16 protein-coding genes and 5 pseudogenes are annotated in these 18,878 nt (G+C 68.9%); 14 read left to right on the top strand and 7 right to left on the bottom strand.

All coding sequences use genetic code 11. The features are described 5' to 3' along the window. Positions 1-221: 221 nt before the first annotated feature. Positions 222-526 (bottom strand): annotated as a pseudogene (locus AB0D04_RS33595) (transposase); the annotation flags it as partial. 103 nt (positions 527-629) lie between these two features. Between AB0D04_RS33595 and AB0D04_RS33600 the strand changes: the two are divergent. The 4 genes and pseudogenes from AB0D04_RS33600 (at position 630) to AB0D04_RS33615 (ending at position 4,918) form a co-directional block, all read left to right on the top strand. Further along, positions 630-1,064, top strand: coding sequence for a helix-turn-helix domain-containing protein (locus tag AB0D04_RS33600; RefSeq protein WP_362711107.1), 435 nt, complete (start codon positions 630-632; stop codon positions 1,062-1,064). After that, on the top strand, positions 1,061-1,903 hold the full coding sequence (locus AB0D04_RS33605; protein ID WP_362711109.1) for an alpha/beta fold hydrolase: 843 nt from the start codon (positions 1,061-1,063) through the stop codon (positions 1,901-1,903). Before AB0D04_RS33600 ends, AB0D04_RS33605 begins: the two co-directional genes overlap by 4 nt. A 109-nt stretch (positions 1,904-2,012) precedes the next feature. Then, positions 2,013-2,260: pseudogene (locus AB0D04_RS33610) on the top strand (IS5/IS1182 family transposase); the annotation flags it as partial. A 543-nt stretch (positions 2,261-2,803) separates the two neighbouring features. Further along, positions 2,804-4,918 (top strand): SpoIIE family protein phosphatase, encoded by a 2,115-nt coding sequence (locus AB0D04_RS33615; RefSeq protein ID WP_362711111.1) that lies wholly within the window; start codon positions 2,804-2,806, stop codon positions 4,916-4,918. Positions 4,919-5,024: 106 nt separating this feature from the next. Here the strand turns inward: AB0D04_RS33615 and AB0D04_RS33620 are convergent, their stop codons facing one another. From AB0D04_RS33620 to AB0D04_RS33635, 4 genes and pseudogenes are all read right to left on the bottom strand, one after another. Then, entirely contained in the window at positions 5,025-5,672 is a 648-nt protein-coding gene (locus tag AB0D04_RS33620) for a class I SAM-dependent methyltransferase (RefSeq protein ID WP_362711113.1), read from the bottom strand. 68 nt (positions 5,673-5,740) lie between these two features. After that, positions 5,741-5,863 (bottom strand): annotated as a pseudogene (locus AB0D04_RS33625) (IS5/IS1182 family transposase); the annotation flags it as partial. A gap of 513 nt (positions 5,864-6,376) precedes the next feature. Then, complete coding sequence (locus tag AB0D04_RS33630; protein ID WP_362711115.1) at positions 6,377-6,538, bottom strand: hypothetical protein; 162 nt, start codon at positions 6,536-6,538, stop codon at positions 6,377-6,379. Next, positions 6,510-6,995 (bottom strand): PAS domain-containing protein, encoded by a 486-nt coding sequence (locus tag AB0D04_RS33635; RefSeq protein WP_362711117.1) that lies wholly within the window; start codon positions 6,993-6,995, stop codon positions 6,510-6,512. The genes AB0D04_RS33630 and AB0D04_RS33635 overlap by 29 nt, the downstream gene beginning before the upstream one ends. On the opposite strand from AB0D04_RS33635, the pseudogene AB0D04_RS33640 reads away from it, so the two are divergent. From AB0D04_RS33640 to AB0D04_RS33655, 4 genes and pseudogenes are all read left to right on the top strand, one after another. Next, positions 6,937-7,065 (top strand): annotated as a pseudogene (locus AB0D04_RS33640) (hypothetical protein); the annotation flags it as partial. The gene AB0D04_RS33635 and the pseudogene AB0D04_RS33640 sit on opposite strands and share 59 nt — an antisense overlap. 44 nt (positions 7,066-7,109) lie before the next feature. Continuing rightward, complete coding sequence (locus tag AB0D04_RS33645; protein ID WP_362711118.1) at positions 7,110-7,463, top strand: zinc-binding dehydrogenase; 354 nt, start codon at positions 7,110-7,112, stop codon at positions 7,461-7,463. 167 nt (positions 7,464-7,630) lie between these two features. Continuing rightward, on the top strand, positions 7,631-8,572 hold the full coding sequence (locus AB0D04_RS33650; RefSeq protein WP_362711120.1) for an alpha/beta hydrolase: 942 nt from the start codon (positions 7,631-7,633) through the stop codon (positions 8,570-8,572). 7 nt (positions 8,573-8,579) lie between these two features. Next, positions 8,580-8,699 (top strand): annotated as a pseudogene (locus AB0D04_RS33655) (deaminase); the annotation flags it as partial. A gap of 13 nt (positions 8,700-8,712) precedes the next feature. On the opposite strand, the gene AB0D04_RS33660 reads toward AB0D04_RS33655, so the two are convergent. Next, positions 8,713-9,837: a PP2C family protein-serine/threonine phosphatase gene (locus AB0D04_RS33660; RefSeq protein ID WP_362711122.1), complete on the bottom strand. Its 1,125-nt coding sequence runs from the start codon at positions 9,835-9,837 to the stop codon at positions 8,713-8,715. A 548-nt stretch (positions 9,838-10,385) separates the two neighbouring features. Between AB0D04_RS33660 and AB0D04_RS33665 the strand changes: the two genes are divergently transcribed. The 5 genes from AB0D04_RS33665 (at position 10,386) to AB0D04_RS33685 (ending at position 17,431) form a co-directional block, all read left to right on the top strand. Next, entirely contained in the window at positions 10,386-11,009 is a 624-nt protein-coding gene (locus AB0D04_RS33665) for a TetR/AcrR family transcriptional regulator (protein ID WP_362711124.1), read from the top strand. 29 nt (positions 11,010-11,038) lie between these two features. Further along, positions 11,039-11,950 (top strand): ABC transporter ATP-binding protein, encoded by a 912-nt coding sequence (locus AB0D04_RS33670; protein ID WP_362711157.1) that lies wholly within the window; start codon positions 11,039-11,041, stop codon positions 11,948-11,950. After that, the gene (locus AB0D04_RS33675; RefSeq protein ID WP_362711126.1) at positions 11,947-13,545 is read left to right on the top strand and encodes a hypothetical protein; all 1,599 of its coding nucleotides are present in this window, start codon (positions 11,947-11,949) and stop codon (positions 13,543-13,545) included. Before AB0D04_RS33670 ends, AB0D04_RS33675 begins: the two co-directional genes overlap by 4 nt. A gap of 476 nt (positions 13,546-14,021) precedes the next feature. Then, positions 14,022-14,534: a DinB family protein gene (locus tag AB0D04_RS33680; RefSeq protein ID WP_362711128.1), complete on the top strand. Its 513-nt coding sequence runs from the start codon at positions 14,022-14,024 to the stop codon at positions 14,532-14,534. Positions 14,535-14,995: 461 nt separating this feature from the next. Continuing rightward, the gene (locus AB0D04_RS33685; RefSeq protein ID WP_362711130.1) at positions 14,996-17,431 is read left to right on the top strand and encodes a SpoIIE family protein phosphatase; all 2,436 of its coding nucleotides are present in this window, start codon (positions 14,996-14,998) and stop codon (positions 17,429-17,431) included. Positions 17,432-17,632: 201 nt separating this feature from the next. Here the strand turns inward: AB0D04_RS33685 and pyrF are convergent, their stop codons facing one another. Continuing rightward, positions 17,633-18,343, bottom strand: a complete 711-nt coding sequence (gene pyrF, locus AB0D04_RS33690; RefSeq protein ID WP_362711132.1) for an orotidine-5'-phosphate decarboxylase — start codon at positions 18,341-18,343, stop codon at positions 17,633-17,635. Between the two features lie 122 nt (positions 18,344-18,465). On the opposite strand from pyrF, the gene AB0D04_RS33695 reads away from it, so the two are divergent. Then, the gene (locus AB0D04_RS33695; RefSeq protein WP_362711134.1) at positions 18,466-18,837 is read left to right on the top strand and encodes a DUF4440 domain-containing protein; all 372 of its coding nucleotides are present in this window, start codon (positions 18,466-18,468) and stop codon (positions 18,835-18,837) included. Positions 18,838-18,878: the final 41 nt, after the last annotated feature.

The raw sequence follows: 18,878 nt of genomic DNA on the forward strand, positions 1-18,878 counted from the left end.
CGTCAGGGACGAGATCATCAACCACCCACCAGACCCTGCCCGATGACACCGCCAACTCCCAGCCGCCGCACCGAACTCATTCTGAAATGATCAGTAAGGCAGGTTCTGAAAATGCTGGGCACAGCCATTCGTTGAGGACGGCGACCAGCACGGTCGCTTCGTAATGGACGGCGAGTTCGTCGTATTACGTGGCGACTGCGCGGTGCCGCTTACTGATCGTTTCAGAAGGGGGTGCGGAGTCGTCTCAAGCGGATGATGCTGCAGGCGAGTGGGGGCAGGCCGAGGTGGAGGTCGGCGCGTATCCCGTAGCCGTGGCCGTAGCCGCGGTCGGCGAACACCCGCTTCGGTCGGCGACGAACCGCCCACGAGTCCCGCGGATGTGCGGTAGCGCATTGAGCAGGGGCGTGAGCTGGGTGACGTCATGACGGTCTCCGCTGGTCAGCGCAACGGACAGCGTTGTCACGCGCCGGCCGGTGATCAGGTGGTGCTTGTTGCCCCGGCGTGCACGGTCGACCGGTGAAGGCCCGGCAATGAGCTGGAGTCACTGGCCCTTCACGACCTTCCTACTCCCTATTCTTCCCTAAAAAACTCTGTTGCTCTCCAGCAGAGAGGAAAGTAGAGTACTTTTCGTGAGTGAACGTCTGTACTCGGTGGAGCAGGTCGCCGAACGCCTCGGGCTCCATGTCAGGACCATCCGCAATTACGTACGGGACGGCCGACTGGCCGCGGTGCGTATCGGCAAGCAGTACCGGATCGCGCACGCCGACCTGGAGGCCTTCACAGGGCGCCCGTTGCCGGGGCCGCCGGACGAGGATGCCCGCGGCCCGCAGCACGCGGAAGTGTCGAGCATCGTGGAGATCGACGCGGTCTCCCGTCGGACGGTCGACCGCCTGACGACACTCCTCACCATCGGGGTCGCCGGCCGCGAGCGGGACGGCGGCAGGCAGTTGCGGATCCAGACCGTCTACGACGAGGAAAGGGCTCGGATGAAGATCGTCATCCTGGGCAGCCTGAGGGACACGGCCCAGGTGCTGGAGCACGTCGAGCAGGTGCTGGCCTCATGAGCGTCACGATCTACAAGTCCGACGAGGGCGCGGCGGTGGTCCGCCGTCAGTACCAGGAGGTGCTGGACGACTGGCCGGTGTCCGCCCAGCAGGTGCGGGTGCCGACCCGCGAGGGGGAAACCTTCGTCCTCGTCTCCGGGCCGCCGGATGCGCCACCGCTCGTACTGCTGCACGGCTCGGGTGCGAACGCGTCGATGTGGCGTGAGGACATCACCTCCTGGGCCGGCCACTTCCGCACCTACGCCGTCGACATCGTCGGGGAACCGGGACTGAGCGCACCGTCCCGGCCCGCCTTGAACTCCGAAGCCCCGGCCCGGTGGCTGGACGATGTACTGGACGGCCTCGGCCTCGAGAACGTTCCCGTGGTCGCGGCCTCGCTCGGTTGCTGGTTTGCGGTCGACTACGCGATCCGCCGCCCGGCCAGGGTGACGCGGCTGGCCCTGCTCTGCCCTGGTGGCCTGGGCAGACAACGGACGGGACGCATACTCCGGGCGCTGTTGGTGCGGCCCTTCGGCCGCTGGGGCGTGCGCCGTTCGGTCCGCTCCCTCACCGGTCTCGACTCGCCGCGGGACGAGGCCGTCCTGGAGAGCGTGATGCTGACCTTCGCGCATTTCAGGCCGCGCAGGGAACAGTTGCCCATATTTCCCGACGAGGCCTTGCGGGGCCTTGCCATCCCGGTGCAGGTGACGGTCGGCGCCCGCGACGCCATGTTCGACTCGCGGGAGACCGCCCGGCGCGTACGGCACTGCCTGCCGCATGCGGAGGTGCACGTACTGCCTGGGACGGGGCACGCGGTGCTCGGCCGCACCGACTCCGTCCTCGGATTCCTCCGCAACTGAGCCCGCCCGCACGGCCGTGCGGGCAAGACAGGCGGGCTTACTGATCATTTCAGCATGGGCTTGGCGAGGGTCGTGGCTGCCGGGTCGGGTGGGCGCCAGATTTCTGCGGGTGTCAGATGTCCTTGTGCCTGACGGCCTGTAGGGAGCGCGTGGCCTCGCCCCTCCCGCCCCTCCCGCCCCGTCGTCGCAGGTATGCGGGCCGACTGCCGGTCGATGATCGGGCCGCCTTGCACGGGATCGTCTGCGCGCTGAGCGTCCGCGTGCTGAGCAAAGGTGTGAGCTGGGCCGATGTGCCAACTGGGCACATCGGGCTGCAGGGGAGTGACGGCCTGGCGACGGCTGCGGGACCGGACCGAGGAAAAGCGGGCGACGGCTGCGACGCGGACTTGGTTGAGTCAGGCGACAAACTGCGCGTGCTGTACGACCCCAAGGGCGCAGCCAGTCCGGTGGAGGACGTGGAAGTGGACCTGGACCCCGACTCGTACCGAGGGACAATCGGCGGCCTGGCAGCGCTGATCGTCGTGACAGGTACGTGGGCCTGCGTACGGCTGAATCGGCGGGACAAGTAGTACGACGGGGGCGCCCCTAGGGCAAGGCGGTGGGGACGAGGCGGAGGGTGAGCGGAACTGCCCCCAGTTACACACGGTCACAGATCAAGGTGTACGGCACAGCTTCTCAGCTTGCTGAGAGATCGCGCAGGGTGACGAGCCCGTAGAGCTCCGTGCCGATCCCCCGCTCGGCGCACAGGGCACGGCGGAGTGTCCGGTCGGCGGTCGGCTGGTCCTGGGGGGACCATGGAAGCCGAAGCACTCAGCGGAGAGGGGCAGGCCAGACACGTCAACGGGCCGCGGACCGGAGCGAGGGGGCGCCTACGTGGTCCGTCGACCGGAAGGAGGCCGGGTGAGCGCAGCCGATGAGCTTCCGGCCGGCCCCGGTGAGCCGGAGGGCGAGCCGCCCCCTGGTGAGCCGGAAGGCAGGCCGCCGCAGCCGAGCGGACTTCTGGATCTGCTCGGCGTCGCTGCGGTGCTGCTGGACGCCCAGGGCCGAATCGTGTTGTGGAGTCCCCAGGCAGAGGACCTGTACGGCCACACGGCCGAGGAGGCGCTGGGGCAGTACGCCGCGCCACTGCTCGTCGGCGAAGAGCACTGGGGTCTGGTGATCAAGACGTTCGCCGAGGTCATGGAGACCGGCAAGAGCTGGGGCGGCACGTTCCCGGTCCGGCACAAGGACGGCACCGCACGGCTGGTGGAGCTGCGCAGCATGCGGCTGCTGGACGACCGCGGCGATTTCTACGCCCTCGGGCTCGCCACCGACTCCTCGACGCTGCGCGAGGTGGAGCGGGACGTGGCCCTGTCGACCCGGCTGATCTCCCAGTCCCCGATCGGGCTGGCGATCCTCGACACCGATCTGCGGTACGTGGCCGTCAACGCCGCTCTGGAGCGGATGCACGGCATTCCCGCGAAGGACCACCTGGGCCGCCACTATCGCGAGATCATGACCGCCGCGAAGTTCGAGGTGCCCGAGGCCGCGATGCGGCAGGTCCTGGCGACCGGTGTTCCCATGGTCGACCAATCCACCATCGTCGGCCGCACCCCGGCCGACCCGGAGCATCAGCACGCCTGGTCGATCTCGTTGTACCGGCTGGACGACCCCCAGGGGCGGGTCATCGGAGTGGCCGACCTGGTGGTGGATGTCACCGACCGCTATCAGGCCGCCATGGAGGCGGCCGAGGCCCGGCAGCGGCTGGCCCTCATCGCGGACGGCTCCGCCCGCATCGGCACCACCCTGGAGGTGGGCCAGACCGCCCGGGAGCTGGCCGAGGTCACCGTCCCCGAGCTCGCCGACGTGGTCACGGTCGATCTGCTCGACTCCGTACTGGACGAGCACCGCCCGGCCAGCAGGAACGGCCCTGCGGTCTTCCGCGCCCTGGCGGTCAAGGCCGCCTACCCCACCGAAGCCGTCCAGGCCGTCGATCCTCCCGGCCAGATCGCCGCCTTCGACGCCGACCGCCTGGCCACCCAGTGCGTACGCACGGGCCGCCCGATCCTGATCTCGCACGCCGACGACGCGGACCTGGCGCGAATGGCCCGCGACGAGCGCGCCGCCACGCTGCTGGCCCGTGCGGGAGTGCACTCCCACATGTTGGTCCCGCTCACCGCCCGCGGCCACATCCTCGGCTTCCTGGGCCTCAGCCGCGCCCGCAACCCGCTCCCCTTCGGTGAGGACGACCTCGCCCTGGCCGCCGAGCTGGCCTCCCGCGCCGCCGTATGCATCGACAACGCCCGCTCACACCAGGCCATGCGCTCCGCCGCCGTGACGCTGCAACGCAGCCTGCTCCCCGACCACCCGCCCCACCTCCCCGGACTGCAGATCGCCTCCCGCTACCGGCCCGCGCAGGCCACCTACGAGATCGGCGGCGACTGGTACGACGTCCTCCCACTCGACGGCGACAAGACCGCCCTCGTCGTCGGCGACGTCATGGGCAGCGGCATCGACGCGGCCGCCACCATGGGGCGCCTGCGCACCGCCACCAGCGCCTTCGCCGACCTCGACCTCGACCCCGCCCAGGTCCTCCACCACCTCGACAAGATCACGTCGGGGCTGGAGCACTACATCGCCACCTGCGTCTACGCCACCTACGATCCCCACCGCGCCGAATGCCACATCGCCACCGCCGGCCACCTTCCGCCGGTCCTCGTACGCAGCGGCAAGCACCCCGAACTCCTCGACCTGCCCACCGGCACCCCGCTCGGGGTCGGCGGCGTCCCCTTCGAGACCACCACCTTCGGCATCGGCCCCGGCGACCAACTGATCCTGTACACCGACGGGTTGGTGGAAACCCGCCACCACCCCATCGACGAACGCCTCGAAACGCTCCGCCGGCTGCTCGACACGCCCGACCGCACGCTGGAAGGAACCTGCGACCGGCTCCTGCGCGAACTCCGGCGCCCAGAAGACCCGGACGATGTCGCCCTGCTCATCGCCCGTACACAACCCTTCGCGCCCGGTAGCTAGGAGCTGTCCGGGCGATCATGTGACTCGCGAGGCTGCACCTCGCCCAGCCGATCTCGTCCGATCCCCGACCCATCGATCCGAGCCGTCGCCGTCACGTCATCGAGGTCTACGCCTTGCAGGCGAGGAGCTGGACCTCTTGGAACTGCCGCTGGTCGGTGGGCTTCGGCTCGATCACCGTGCGGGCTGCCTGAGTCAATCCGTGGTCGCGCAGGAGCGCGGCGAGACGGTCGGGGGACCAGCGGTAGGCCGTTGCCACCGCATGGTCGTAGGCCTGCGTCTCGTGGTGGGGGCCGTCGGTGGCGGGGAAGTCGATCAACAGGTGCCCGCCGGGTGCCAGGACCCGGGCGATCTCGGCCAAGACGGCGGGGACGTCCTGCGGCGGGGTGTGGATGACGGACCACCGCGAGAGCACCCCGCCCAGCGCGCCGTCCTCGATGTCCAGCGCGGCCATCGAGCCGACCTCGAACCGAAGTCCGGGGTGCGCCTCGCGAGCGAGCTCGACCATCACGGGGGAGGCGTCAACACCAAAGGCATTAAGGCCCAACCCCTGCAAGTGAGCTGTGACGTACCCCGGCCCACAGCCGAGGTCTGCGACGTCGCCGTCGCCGTTTGCCCGTACCAGCTCCGCGAAGGCGCTCAGGAGGGCGCGCTCCAGGGGACGGTCGCGCAGGGAGTCGTGGAACAGCTGCGCGTAGGTGGGTGCGATGGCGTCGTAGGCCTCACGGGTGGCATACAAGGTCGGGAGTTCGGTCACCCAGAGACCGTAGCGGGTGGAGGATGCATGCGCTTCAAGAACGTCTGACGGAGGACCTGCGCGGCCGATCACACGCGGAGCCAGATGACGAGGGAAGCTGCGGTGACGGTACCGAGGAACATGTAGCCGCGTTTGTCGTAGCGGGTGGCCACGGCGCGGTGGTTCTTCAGCTTGTTGATGGCCCGTTCGACAGTTCTCCAGCACCTTCTCGAACTGGGTGCAGTCCGCCCGCTGCCCAGGAGTGATGATCAGGGATTCACCGGCAGGAACGGCCGCAACCGTTCCCACTCAGCGTTCGACAAGTCACCACTGGGGTGTGGACGCTGATTCCGGTGTGGGCCGGTGGTAGTTGTACCGGTCCAGCGACGGCCTTCCTTGTCGACGAGACACCGCCCGCCCGCGCCTGCTGCCAGGGACGCTCGCATGCTGTCGACCGACAGGACACGCGTTGCCTGACATGGCACTGACTCTGCGGATTCCCGTGTCCGCGCGATTTCGAAGCGCCGGGACCGACCTCCACCACCTGCTGCCGCGCACCTCGTTCGAACTCCTCCTTGGCGCAAGCGACTTCACTCACTAGAGCATGGGGGTCCCGGTGGTCAAGGCCCGGTTCGGAGGCCTGGTCGGCCTGTCACCCCACGTCCCTGGCGAAGCCGGCGGTGCGGAGATCACCATGGCGTGCTCCACTCTCCCTGGTGGTCCTCTCAGGGATGGGGTTCGGGTGGCCAGGCGGTGGGGGACAGGAGGCCGAGGACGTATGCCCTGGCGACGAGCGCGGTGCGGTTGGGGGTGTGCAGTCGGCGGCCCAGGCGGGTGAGGTGGTAGTTGACGCCGTCGTCACTCAGGCCGACGGTGCGGGCGACCACCGCTGTGGTGCAGCCCGCGGCGATGAGTGCCAGGATGCGGGACTCCTGTGCACTGAGGCGGGGTGCCGGTGTCCCGTGGGGTGGGGTGCTCGTCGACGTGCAGGGTGGCCGGCAGAGGTGGCGGATCGCCGCCGGGGTCGCTCACCGGCTCGATGGTGAGCTGCCCTGTGTGTGTCGCCGCGTCGGCCGTCCAACGTACCCGTACGGGATACCGGGAGCGCCGCCCCTTGGTCAATGCCGTCTCTACCCTGGCCAGTTGGCCTTCATCGGTGGGGGTGAAGAGGCCGAGGAGGTTACGGCCCTCCAGGCGCCCCGGGGGCAGGCCCCACAGTGCCGCGAGGGCCGGATTGGCGACGGCGATCTCGCCTTCGGTGGTGCTGATCGCGGTCGGCGCCGGGATGCGGTCGAGCAGGTTCAGGAACCGGGTACGCCAGACGGCGGGGTCCGATTCCGTCACTCCGGGTCACGAGGCGGCGGGCAGTATCGCCGCCCTGGGGTCACCGGCACCCGGCTGGAGCGTGGGTGACCGTGTGGTGCTCGCGTCCGGCCGTGCCTGCGGCGGGTGCAGAACGTGCCGCGCGGGCGCGGCCTGGACGTGGCTTTCGACGTGGTGGCCCGCCGGAGCACGATGGCCCAGGCCGATGCCGCGCTGGGCCGCCGGGGTCAGCTCGTTCTGGTGGGCATCTCTGCGGACCTCGTGGACCTGGGCCCGGAGGCGGACTACGCCGCCAGGCGCCATACGGTCACCGGTCACTTCGGATACCGCAAGCGCCGCATCGAGGAACTGGTGACCCTGGTTGCCTGCGGGCGGCTCGACCCGAGCCGCTCGGTGAGCGAGGTGCTGCCCCTGGAGGACATCGCAGAGGGTGTGCGCCGCCTGGAGGAGAACGAGGGCAATCCCCTTCGCATCGTCATCCGACCCTGACCGCACCGACGGGCTGCGGGAGCCCTACACGGAAAGGCGTCGGGCCTCGGGCCTCGGCCGAGCCGGCCTGCGGCCTCCCTCCGTTCACCGGTGCCCCACCGTCAGAACGAAACCATCGCTCGCCCTTCTGCCCGGAAACCTCACCCCCCTCCAGATAGGTGCCTTCCATGCTCCTCGACCCAGGAATCGCCGCCATCCTCGACCAGGCCAACGCCGCCACCGCAGCGCCCATCCGCACGACCGACCCCGACATACTGCGCGAGGCGCAGCGGACGCTGGCCGCCGCGGCGGCTTCCGAGCCGCTCCAGGTCGGCTCCGTACAGGACGGCACGGTCCCCGGCCCCGAGGGAGGCATCCCGGTGCGGATCCACCGCCCCGACGCCGAGGGGCCGTTGCCCACAGTGGTCTTCTTCCACGGCGGCGGCTGGATCACCGGCGACCTCGACAGCCACGACCTGGTCACCCGCAGGCTGTGCCGCGATGCCGGTGCGGCGGTGGTCGCCGTCCACTACCGCCGATCCCCTGAGCGTCCCTTCCCCGCCCCGTACGACGACTGCCTGGCCGTGGCGCGCCACATCGCCGACCACATCAACGACTACGGGGCGAGGCGCGACCGCCTGGCCGTTGCGGGGGACAGCGCGGGCGCCAACCTCGCCGCCGTGATCGCCCAGACCTTCCGTGACGAGGACCGCCCACTGGCCGCCCAGCTCCTGGCCTACCCGGTGACCGACTTCGACGGGAACCACCCCTCCCGCACCGAGAACGCCACCGGATACATGCTCACCGCCGAGAACATCGCCGACATCCAGTACCTGTACGCCGGGGACGACCCCGCGGTCCGCGGCTGCCCCCGGGTCTCCCCGCTGCGCGCCGAGATGCTCGCCGGACTCGCTCCCGCGGTCATCGGCACCGCACAGCACGACCCGCTGCGCGACGAGGGCCTGGCCTATGCCGAGGCCCTCAAAGCCGCCGGCGGCGAGGTGTTCGTTCGCAACTACGCCGGGCTCATCCATGGCTTCCTGAACATGTTCCCCGTCTCTCCTGCGGCCGCGGCCGCCACCGACGAACTCTTCGCCCAGCTCGGCCAACGGCTCGGCGGAGCAGCTTGACGGGCACGGCGAGCCGGCCAAGGCCCTCGAACGGACGCGGGAGGTGGCGCGGGGCAAGGACGTCCGACTCGGCGGCGGGGCTACCAGCATCCGGCAGTTCGTCGACAGCGACCTCGTCGATACCATGCCGGCCGCACCGTTCAATCCCGTCGTTTCGCACTTCCGGCGCGGTGGCGGAAGCCGTCGGCGTGGATGATCTTTGTGTGCGGGTGTCCCGGGCGGGGTGGGGGTGTGCGGCGGATGGCGATGAGGGCTGCGTCGTCGGCGAGGCTTCCGCCGGTGTGGGCGAGCAGATCGCGCCGTATGTGTTGGAGAAGGGCGTCGGGAGGGGCTCCGGCCCACTGGGCGGCGCGTTCCGTGAAGGGATAGAACTCGCCTTTCTGATTGCGGGCCTCGACGATGCCGTCGGTGAAGAGCAGGAGGGTGTCGCCGGCTTCGAAGGTGAATACGTCGAGGGTGTAGCCGGCGGGGCCCATTCCGATGCCCAGTGGGGGCGCGGGGTGCAGGCTCGGGACGGTGACGGAGTGGTCAGGGCTGAGCAGCAGGGGCGCCAGGTGGCCGCAGCTGGTCATCCGGGTGACGGGGTCCTGGTCGGGGATCTCCATGAGCAGGGCGGTGACAAAGCGTTCTCCGGCCTCCTCCTCCGGTTCGAAGTCATCCAGGTAGCGGCCGACGCTCTTCTCCAGCGCGCCGGCCAGAGCGGGCAGGCTGGTGTGCTGGTGAGCGGCCTCGCGGAAGGCGCCGAGAAGGAGGGCCGCCTCCCCGATGGCGGCCAGGCCCTTGCCCCTGACGTCGCCGATCATCAGGCGCGCCCCGTCCTCGGTGCGGGTCGCTGCGTACAGGTCGCCGCCGATCTGGGCCTCGTCCTCTGCCGCCAGGTACATAGAGGCGATCCGCAGGGGGCCGATCTGTTCGGGGAGCGGCCACAGCAGGACGTGCTGCGCGGCCTCGGCGACCGATCGCACCTGTGCCAGCTCCCGTCGATGCCGTTCGCGCACCACGCAGAAGAAGACGATCAGACACGAGAGGACCGCGATGGCGAGGAGCTGGACCATCACGTTCCGCGAGAACAGCACGCCGAAGTGCCAGCCGATGAACGCCTGGGCCGCCACCGCCATAAGCCCGACGGCCCCGGTGGTCCGGGGACCGGCGAGGGAGGCGGTGAGCGCGGGCGCGATGACCAGCAGTGGACCGAGGTGGACGTCCTCCGGGACCAGGAGATCCACGATCGTGATCACGACAATGAGCACGACTGGGATCGCCACCAGCGCATGGCTTGACTGCCACGGCTGCCGCGGGCCCGCAATGCGTGGCCAGGACTCCACCCCTCCACCATGCGCCGTCGCCGGGCGGCACACGAGCGCGAAGCATGGCTTTGTCGATCTGGCCTACGGGAGGCGACCCGCTGCCGGCGACCATCGCTGTGAGCGTCAGCATCGCTGTGAGCGTCAGCGGTGGTGCGGAGGATGGGGTGGGCGGGGTGGGTGGGGTGGCGTGACACGGGCTTTGGGGCCTCCAGCCCCCACTGCGTTGTGCCGCCCGTGCGGAGGCGTGTGACGACCAGATGCTGAGGCGCTTGCGCAGCTTGTCCGGCTCATGCGGTCACGAGGCGCGCTGTCTGACTCTCTGCCCGAGGAGGGCGAGTCGTCGGCGACTGGATGCAGCACAGGCTATGCGCGCACCTCATGGCCAGAAGCGGGCGGTTGCGGGCGGTTGCAGGTGGTTGCGGGTGGGTCCGAGGCTACACGCGTGTGTAGTATCTATCTCAGTAGTGCAGTGCACTACACGTAGGTATAGGTATAGGAGTGGAGCAATGGCCGGACCTGATCCGGAAGATCTCACCGCCCGCGCACGGATCCGGGACGCGGCGTTGCAGCACTTCGGTGAGCACGGTTTCGACCGGGCGACGATCCGCGGGATCGCCGAGACGGCGGGGGTGTCGTCGGGGCTGGTACGCCACCACTTCGGCTCCAAGGAGGCGCTCCGCGATGCGTGCGACGCCTATCTGGCCAAGGCCCTGGAGCGCATCAACGACCAGGTCAGGACCGACGGCGCGACCGAGGGGGTGAACTACGTGGCGGTCGCGGGGGCGACGTTCGGCCCGCATCAGGCGTACATCGCACGTGCCCTGAGCGAAGGACGGGCGACATCGCTGTTCGACAAGCTGGTCGAGCTGAGTCAGCAGTGGCTGGCAGAGCTCGACGACAGACGCTCCGACGCCCCCGAGGTGCCCCTCAAGGACCGGGCCGTCGTGGCCGCGGCGATGGCGCTGTCCATCGCGGTCCTCCACCAACAGGTCTCCCGGGGGCTCGGCGTTGACGTGCTCAGCCCGCAGGGAGCGGAGGTGCTGGCCCCGATCCTGCTCGACCTCTACTCCCATCCCTCTCTCAGCCCGGAGGAGGCCGCCGAGCTCCGGTCGCGTCTGAGCAAGGACTGAAACCCCCAAGTCGAGAAGGGCGGATGATGATGACCGATCCGGTTTCGGTGAGCGGCCTGGTCAAGACGTTTCGCCCCACCACGGCGTTGGATGGACTCGACCTCACGGTACGCACCGGTGAGGTGCACGGCTTCCTCGGACCGAACGGTGCAGGGAAGAGCACCACGATCCGGATTCTGCTGGGCCTGCTGCGCGCGGACGCGGGCACCGTCCGGCTGCTCGGCGGCGACCCGTGGGCCGACGCGACCACGTTGCATCGCCGGCTGGCCTATGTGCCCGGAGACATCACGCTCTGGCCAGGTCTGTCCGGCGGAGAAATCATCGATCTCCTGGTGCAGGTACGCGGCGGCGCCGACCCCGCCCGGCGGGACGAGCTGATCGACCGCTTCGACCTGAATCCGCGGACCAAGGCCCGCGCCTACTCCAAGGGCAACCGGCAGAAGGTGGCGCTGATCGCCGCACTCGCCTCCGACGCCGAACTGCTGATCCTCGACGAGCCCACCACCGGCCTGGACCCACTGATGGAGAACGTATTCCGCGACGTCATCGGCGAGGAGCGCCGCACCGGCCGTACCGTGCTGTTGTCCAGTCACCTCCTCGCTGAGGTCGAGGCGCTGTGTGATCGCGTCACCATCGTCCGCGACGGCCGTATGGTCGACACCGGCAGCCTCCCCGAACTGCGGCGCCTGACCCGTACCTCCATCCAGGCCGAGATCTCCGGCCCCGTGGACGGGCTCGCCGATCTGCCGGGAGTGCACAACCTGCGGGCCGACAACAGCCTGGTGCGCTTCGACGTCGAGACGGACGCGCTCGGCCCGGCTTTGCGTCATCTCGACATGCGCGGCGTTCGCCGTCTCGTCAGCCAACCACCCACGCTCGAAGAGCTGTTCCTGCGGCACTACGACCGCTCCGGCGCACGCCACGCGGAGGTCGGCCGATGAACGCGACCGCCGGAACCGGCCGCCTGGTACGGCTCGCGCTGCGCCGTGAGAAAACCCTTGCGCCATGGTGGATTCTCCTGCTCGCCACCCTGGCATGGGTCATGGTCGGCTACATCAGGCGGAACATGCCCACGCCCGAGGCGATGGCGGCCTACACCGAGATGATCAACCACAACACCTTCTTCCGGTCACTCGGTGGCAGGTTCGTCGTACCCGACCTGGGCTTCATGGCGTCTTGGCGCAGTGGCGGATTCCTCTACGTGATCAACGGGCTGGCCGCCGTGATGACCGTCGTTCGCCACACCCGCGCCGACGAGGAATCCGGCCGCACCGAACTGCTCCGCGCGGGTGTGGTCAGCCGCTACGCCTCCCTGACCGCAGCCTTGCTGGTGGCGGGCGGCCTCAGCCTGGCCGGCGGGGCGCTGTCCGCCATCGCGTTGATCACGACAGGGCTGGATCCGGTCGGGTCGATCGCCTACGGCGCCGCCATCACCGCGGCCGGCTGGGCGTTCGGCGCCATCGCCGCCGTGGCCGCTCAGCTCACGCAGACCGCCCGCATGGCCAGGGCCATCAGCCTGGCCGTCCTCGGTATCTCCTACGTCCTGCGCTACGCCGGCGACGCGTCAGGGCAGCACTGGATGACGTACCTCTCCCCGATCGGCTGGAGCCACCTGGTCGTGCCGTACTGGGGTGATCACTGGTGGATGCTCGCGGTTCCGATCACGGTGGCCACAGCCCTGTCTGCCCTCGCCTACCGCCTGGTCGGCAGCCGCGACCTCGGCGAGGGGCTGCTCCCCGAGCGTCTTGGGCCCGCAACCGCCCCCAAACTACGAGGCCCGATCAGCCTGTCCTGGCGCCTCAACCGCGGCCTGCTGATCAAATGGGCGGTCGCAATCGGCTGCTTCGCCGTGGCCGCCGGGTCACTCACTACCCTGGCAGTGCATCTCAAGGACACGCCCGCCTCGTTCGCCACACAGTTGGTGGAAGGCTTCGGCGGCAAACCGGGAGCGACATACCTCGACAACGGCCTCTGGGCCATCACCTTGATATGCGCGTACGTCATCGCGCTCTACCCGGTCCTCATGGTCCAACGGCTGCGTGCCGAGGAGACCAGCGGCCGGACGGAAGCACTCCAGGCCACACCGATCACCCGACTGCGCTGGGCAGCCGGGCACCTGGTGGTGACCGGCCTCGGCACCGCAGCCCTGCTGGCCATCGCCGGCCTGGCCTTCGGCACGGTTTTCTCGGTGGCCGCAGGCCAGTCGGCGGACGTCCTTCGCGTTCTGGCCGGAGCGATGGGAACCCTCCCCGCGGCCTGGCTCATCGGCGCGATCTGCTTGTTCACCTATGGCCTGGTACCCACGGCCGCCCCCGCGATCTCCTGGATCACCTGGATCGCGACAGTCGTGCTCGGGCGGATCGCCGGCCCCTTGTACGGACTCTGGGGCGGAACGCCCGCCGAACCGTTCCACTACATTCCGAACACCGTTGCCGGAGCACCTTTCGACCCCGTACCTGCCACCGCGATGCTCGCGCTGTCAGCCCTCCTCCTCGCCAGCGGACTACTCGCCCTCCGCCGCCGCGATTTCGGCTGACCCGAGAGCCAAGGTCGATCACGGACGACGCATCGCGACAGCCATAACGCCGCGACGCCTTTGCCCGATCAGAGAGGAGATCGAGGGCTTCCTCGACACGTTGCTCGGGTGGGCGGATCAGGCACTCGTAGAACGTGACAGGGCATCCGCCGGGTCCAGCGGATGCCCGTGCGAGCGCACAAGTTCGCGTTGGCTTTCGACCGGCGCCGATGGCCGGCAAGCTCAAGGTGCGCTGCGGCCGCTGAGGTGGCTCGCGTGCCCGTCGTCGTCGACATCGAAGGGGCCTGACCGCGAATCGGCAACGCTCGCAGCCCGGCTCAGCGAACGGCCGGGGATCGAGGCGATCTGCCGTGACTTCCGCATTCCCCTACGCAGCCATCCCGTCATTGGTGACAACCAGTGCCGCATCAGGCAGCGTTCGCCCTGTTGTGAAGCCTTGCTTGTCGGCGGCTTCGACTGATGGCGATAATCGGCCGGTGAGCACCATCGAACGCCCTATGCCGCCCCTGAACGCCGACGAGCGCACCACGCTCGAAAGCTGGCTCGACTTTCACCGCACCACCCTCGCCATGAAGTGTGAGGGCCTGGACGATGAGCAGGCCGCCGTCGCGTCCGTGCCACCGTCCGGCTTCACACTGACCGGCCTCGTCCAGCACATGGCGGAGGTGGAGCGGAACTGGTTCCGCCGAGTGCTCGCCGGAGAACAGGCCCCGCCCCTTTACGACCCGCAGGCCGATCCGCGTGGTCCCGACGGCGGCTTCGAACTGGCTGAGGGCGCCACCCTGCGCGACGCCCTCGCCACCTGGCGCGCGGAGATCGCCCGCGCCCGCGAGCACTGCGCCGAGCGTGCTCTGGGCGACACCGGTCGCTTCATGGAGCAGGATGTCAACCTCCGCTGGATCTACGTCCACATGATCGAGGAGTACGCCCGCCACAACGGCCACGCCGACCTGCTCCGGGAACGCGTCGATGGCAGTACCGGCGTGTAGCGCCGTGGGCGCCACATCGCGGAGGACGTATTGAGCCTCGATGCATTCATTGACGAGAGGCGAATGGAGGGGACGGAGGGCGGCAGCGGACAATCCGCCGCCGACTGACCGCCTCGCCGCCGGCCGCCGGGTCGTCCTGCACGAACCACGCGTACGTCGTCACCTTCCCCTCCCGGCCCTTCGCCCGCGGGCATGTGCAGTTGATTCCCCTGCGCGTGGTGTGCACCACCCGAGCCAGTGCGATATCCGGCGCAAGATGCCGCATCAATTATTCTGCCGTGCATAAAGCGTGCCGAAAAACGCGATCGTCACGCTGAAAGGCGAGAGACACGCCTCGGCGATAGAATTGCATTTCGGTTGACAGGTTTGGCCGACGAAACAACACCTTCCCGTTGATATGGCTGCGGAAATCACTGGGTGTGGGCAGCCGAGTGCTGTGAGCCGCGGAGTGGGTGTGACACATGCGCGATGCCATGTTCCATGACGCCCTCGATGATCTCCCCGAGTCCGGGGACGAGGTCTACGCCACCGTCGACGCGCGGGGCGTGTTGACGAGCTGGAGCTCAGGCGCTCAGCGCTTGCTCGGTTACACCGCGGAAGACGTCCGCGGGCATGAGGGAGCCGACCTGCTGTACACCCGCTCCGACGCTGCCCGGCTCGCGGAGCGCAGCCGAGCGCAGCGGACGGTCGTCCTCGGCCAGGTCGTCCTGCGGCATCGGGACGGTGGCCCGGTCGAGGTCGGGATGTGGGCCCATCCGCTGGCGACCACCTCTGGTGAGCCGTATTGGCTGCTGCGGGCGGAGAGTGCCGACGCCGTGCGCCGGAAGACTCTCGGGCGCGCGCTGCTGAGGGGCCTGTTCACCGAATCGCCTTTCCATATCGATGTATTCGATACCGAGCTGCACTTCGTCGCACAGAACGCGCGGCGCCTGAAGGGTTTCCGGAGCCAGGATTTCCTTGGCCGGTCCATGCGGGAGGTTGCGCCGGCCGGGATGTTGGACATGGCGGCGTTCGAGGCCCGGCAACGGCGGGTTCTGGCCACGGGAGAGGCGCTGGTAGCCACGGAGGTGCACGCCCGTACTCCCGATTCCCCGGTTCACCATCAGGCCTTCTCGGAAACGATCGTTCCGCTGCGAAGCGAGTCCGGGGAGCTGATCGGCCTGGCGCATGCGGTGTTCGAAGTGACCGACCGGGCCCGGGCCCGTGAACGGTTGGCACTGGTCAACGACGCGAGCGCGAAGATCGGCAGCACGCTTGACGTTCTGTACACGGCGCAGGAGCTGACCGATGTGGTGGTCCCGCCCTTCGCCGACCACGCCTACGTCGATCTGCTGGACCCTGTCTTCGGCGGCCAGGAGCCGACGACCGGACGGGTCGCCGAAGGAACGGCGCTGCGTCGTGTGGCGAGTTCCACCGTCCCCGGGGGCCCTGCCGGGCCGATCGTCGCCACGGGGGATGTCGACCCGTTCAGCACCGGAACCGCCTCGCTGTTCTCCCAAGCGCTGGCCAGTGGGGAACCGATACTGCTCAGCGGCGACGAACTGGGCGCCGAACTGGCCTTGGTCGACCCTGAGCGGGCCGCGCTGGTGGGTGACTATGGAGTCCATTCATGGCTCCTGGTGCCGATGTACGCGCGTGGGGCCGCGCTCGGTGTGGTGGTCTTCCTGCGCTTCATGGGCGACCACCCCTTCGAGGCGGACGACGTGCTGCTGGCCGAGGATCTCGTGGCGCGTGCCGCGGTGTGCCTCGACAACGCAAGGCGGTACACCCGGGAACGGGCCACGGCGTTGGCACTGCAACGCAGCCTGCTGCCCCAGCGGATGCCGGTGCTCGGCGCGGTGGAGACGGCGTCGCGCTACCTGCCGGCAAGCGGCAGCGCGGTTCTGGGGGGCGCCTGGTTCGATGTGATCCCGCTGTCGGGCGCACGGGTGGCGCTGGTGGTCGGAGACGTACCGGGACAGGGCCTGCACGCGGCGGTGACCATGGGACGGCTGCGCACCGCGGTGCGCACCCTCGCGGATCTCGATCTGTCACCGGAGGAGTTGCTCACCCACCTCAATGACCAGGTGGGCCGCTTCCAGGACGAGCACACCGAAGAACGGTCGGGTGGTGCGGCCGGGACCCGTTGTGTGTACGCGGTCTACGACCCCATCACCCGGCGGTGCGCCGTGGCCCGCGCGGGTCATTCGCCACCCGCCCGGGTGTCGGCCACCGGGCAGGTGGCGGAACTCGACATGCCCGACGGTCCTCCCCTCGGCCATGGCGGAGCACCCTTCGGCTGCGGCGAAGTGACCCTGGGCGACGACGAACTCCTGATCCTTTACACCGGCGGTCCAGCGGACCCGTCGGACCCGGACACCGCCACCCGCCTGGCGTGGCTCCGCAAGGCTTTGTCCGACCGCCAACGCACCACGCCCGCACCGCTCGACGACATCTGCAACGCGCTGGTCCGGCATCTGTCACCGTCCGGCCGGCACGATGACTCGGCGCTGCTCGTGGCGCGGGTACGCGCACTCGATCCGGAGCGTCATGTCACCTGGGACCTGCCGGCCGATCCCGAGGTGGTGGGCGAAGCACGGAAGTTGGCCACTCGCACGGTGTCCGAATGGGGGTTGCAGGACCTGGAGTTCACCACGGAACTCATCGTCAGTGAACTGGTCACCAACGCCATCCGCTACGGCAGCCAACCGATCCACTTGCGACTGATCCAGGACCGCAGCCTGATCTGCGAGGTCTCCGATGGAAGTAGCACCTCTCCGCACATCCGGCGCGCGGTGGAGACCGACGAGGGCGGCCGCGGGCTCTACATGATCGCGCAGTTCGCCCAACTCTGGGGCACGCGATACCACGCACGCGGAAAGACCATTTGGGCCGAGCAGCCGATTTCACTGCCATGAGCACACACCGCCGATAGCGCCCCTTGCTTCTCGACGGATCCTGGGCCGCGTACGGGGTGCCCCGGCCGGGTGCGCGCCGACAAGGCGTACACCTCCCGAAGGAACCACGCCTGCCTCCACCGAAGTTCGACCCGGAGGACTACCACGCTCGGCACGCGGTCCAGTGCGACATCAATCGCCTCAAGGGGCACCGCGCCGTGGTCACGAGGTACGACAAGCTCGCCCCAGATCGGCGCGCACGAGCTGCATCGCGGCTACCGGGTCGGCGGCACGGGTGATCGTTCGGCCCAAGACGATATGAGATGCCCCCGAAGCGACGGCAGCATGCGGTGTACCTGGTCGGGCGTGGTCGCCTGGGGATTCGCCGGGAAGCGCGACTCCTGGCGTGACGATCAGCGCGCTGGGGCCCAGCGCAGCACGTAGTGGCGCGGCTTCCTGCGGGGATGCGATCACGCCGTGGCATCCAGCGTGTTGCGCCAGTCGGGCCAGCCGCCGCTCCTGCACGTCAGTCGAAGCGTTGATGCCGATGTCGGTGAGGTCGGACGTCGTCATGCTGGTGACGACAGTCAGGGCAAGAACGCGAAGGCGTGGAAAGTCGCGGGCCGCGGCGACAGCGGCGGCCACGATGTCGGTGCCGCCCATACTGTGCACCGTCACCATGGACACACCCAGGGCGCCTGCGGCGCGGACCGCGCCGGCAACGGAGTTCGGGATCTCAAAGAGTTTCAGGTCCAGGAACACCTCCTTGCCCTTGGCGACGAGGTGCTTGATGAGGTCAGGTCCGGCCGCCGTGAGCAGCTCCAACCCGACCTTGTAGAAACGGCACTCGTCCCCCAGCCGGTCGATGATCTCGTCAGCGGCTCGGCGGTTGTCGAAATCCAACGCAACGATGACCCGACTGGTTGGCTCCACGACGCCAGTGTGACCCACCGCAGTTTTCGGCGCATGGGTGGGTTGCCCCGTCAAAGTCGACCGTTCTCCATCCGGCCGCCCAACCCGATGAACCTGTGGGATCACAGCACTAGGCTTGTTCCATGAGTGACGAGGAGGAGCAGTCCGTACGGGCCGCTATCGACGGTGAGCTGCAACTTCTCGACCCCGATATCCGCGCGTCACCAGCCCTCGCAGCCGAACTCCTGGACCCGGACTTCGTCGAGTTCGGGGCGTCCGGACGACGGTGGGATGGGGTGTCGATTCTGACCGCCATCGCTCCTGCCGCAGACACACCGGCTGATCGCATCGCCACCAGTGACATGACAGCGACGGTGCTGGCGCCGGACATCGTTCACTTGACATACCTCTCCGACCACAACGGCCGCCGAGCACGACGAAGCTCGCTGTGGCGCCGGACCGCGGCAGGGTGGCGTCTGTACTTCCATCAAGGCACGCTGACCGGCAATACATAGCCGTTCGCCCTGCCAGGTCACGTGAGGGGCCTTCGCTGAAG

The sequence above is a fragment of the Streptomyces sp. NPDC048483 genome (assembly GCF_040651455.1).
Classification (GTDB): domain Bacteria; phylum Actinomycetota; class Actinomycetes; order Streptomycetales; family Streptomycetaceae; genus Streptomyces.

Coding starts and splice junctions, on each gene's coding strand:
- AB0D04_RS33695 (WP_362711134.1), top strand. CDS start 18,466: ATGAGTGACGAGGAGGAGCAGTCCGTACGGGCCGCTATCGACGGTGAG.
- AB0D04_RS33665 (WP_362711124.1), top strand. CDS start 10,386: ATGGCCGGACCTGATCCGGAAGATCTCACCGCCCGCGCACGGATCCGG.
- AB0D04_RS33685 (WP_362711130.1), top strand. CDS start 14,996: ATGCGCGATGCCATGTTCCATGACGCCCTCGATGATCTCCCCGAGTCC.
- AB0D04_RS33650 (WP_362711120.1), top strand. CDS start 7,631: ATGCTCCTCGACCCAGGAATCGCCGCCATCCTCGACCAGGCCAACGCC.
- AB0D04_RS33670 (WP_362711157.1), top strand. CDS start 11,039: ATGACCGATCCGGTTTCGGTGAGCGGCCTGGTCAAGACGTTTCGCCCC.
- AB0D04_RS33675 (WP_362711126.1), top strand. CDS start 11,947: ATGAACGCGACCGCCGGAACCGGCCGCCTGGTACGGCTCGCGCTGCGC.
- AB0D04_RS33605 (WP_362711109.1), top strand. CDS start 1,061: ATGAGCGTCACGATCTACAAGTCCGACGAGGGCGCGGCGGTGGTCCGC.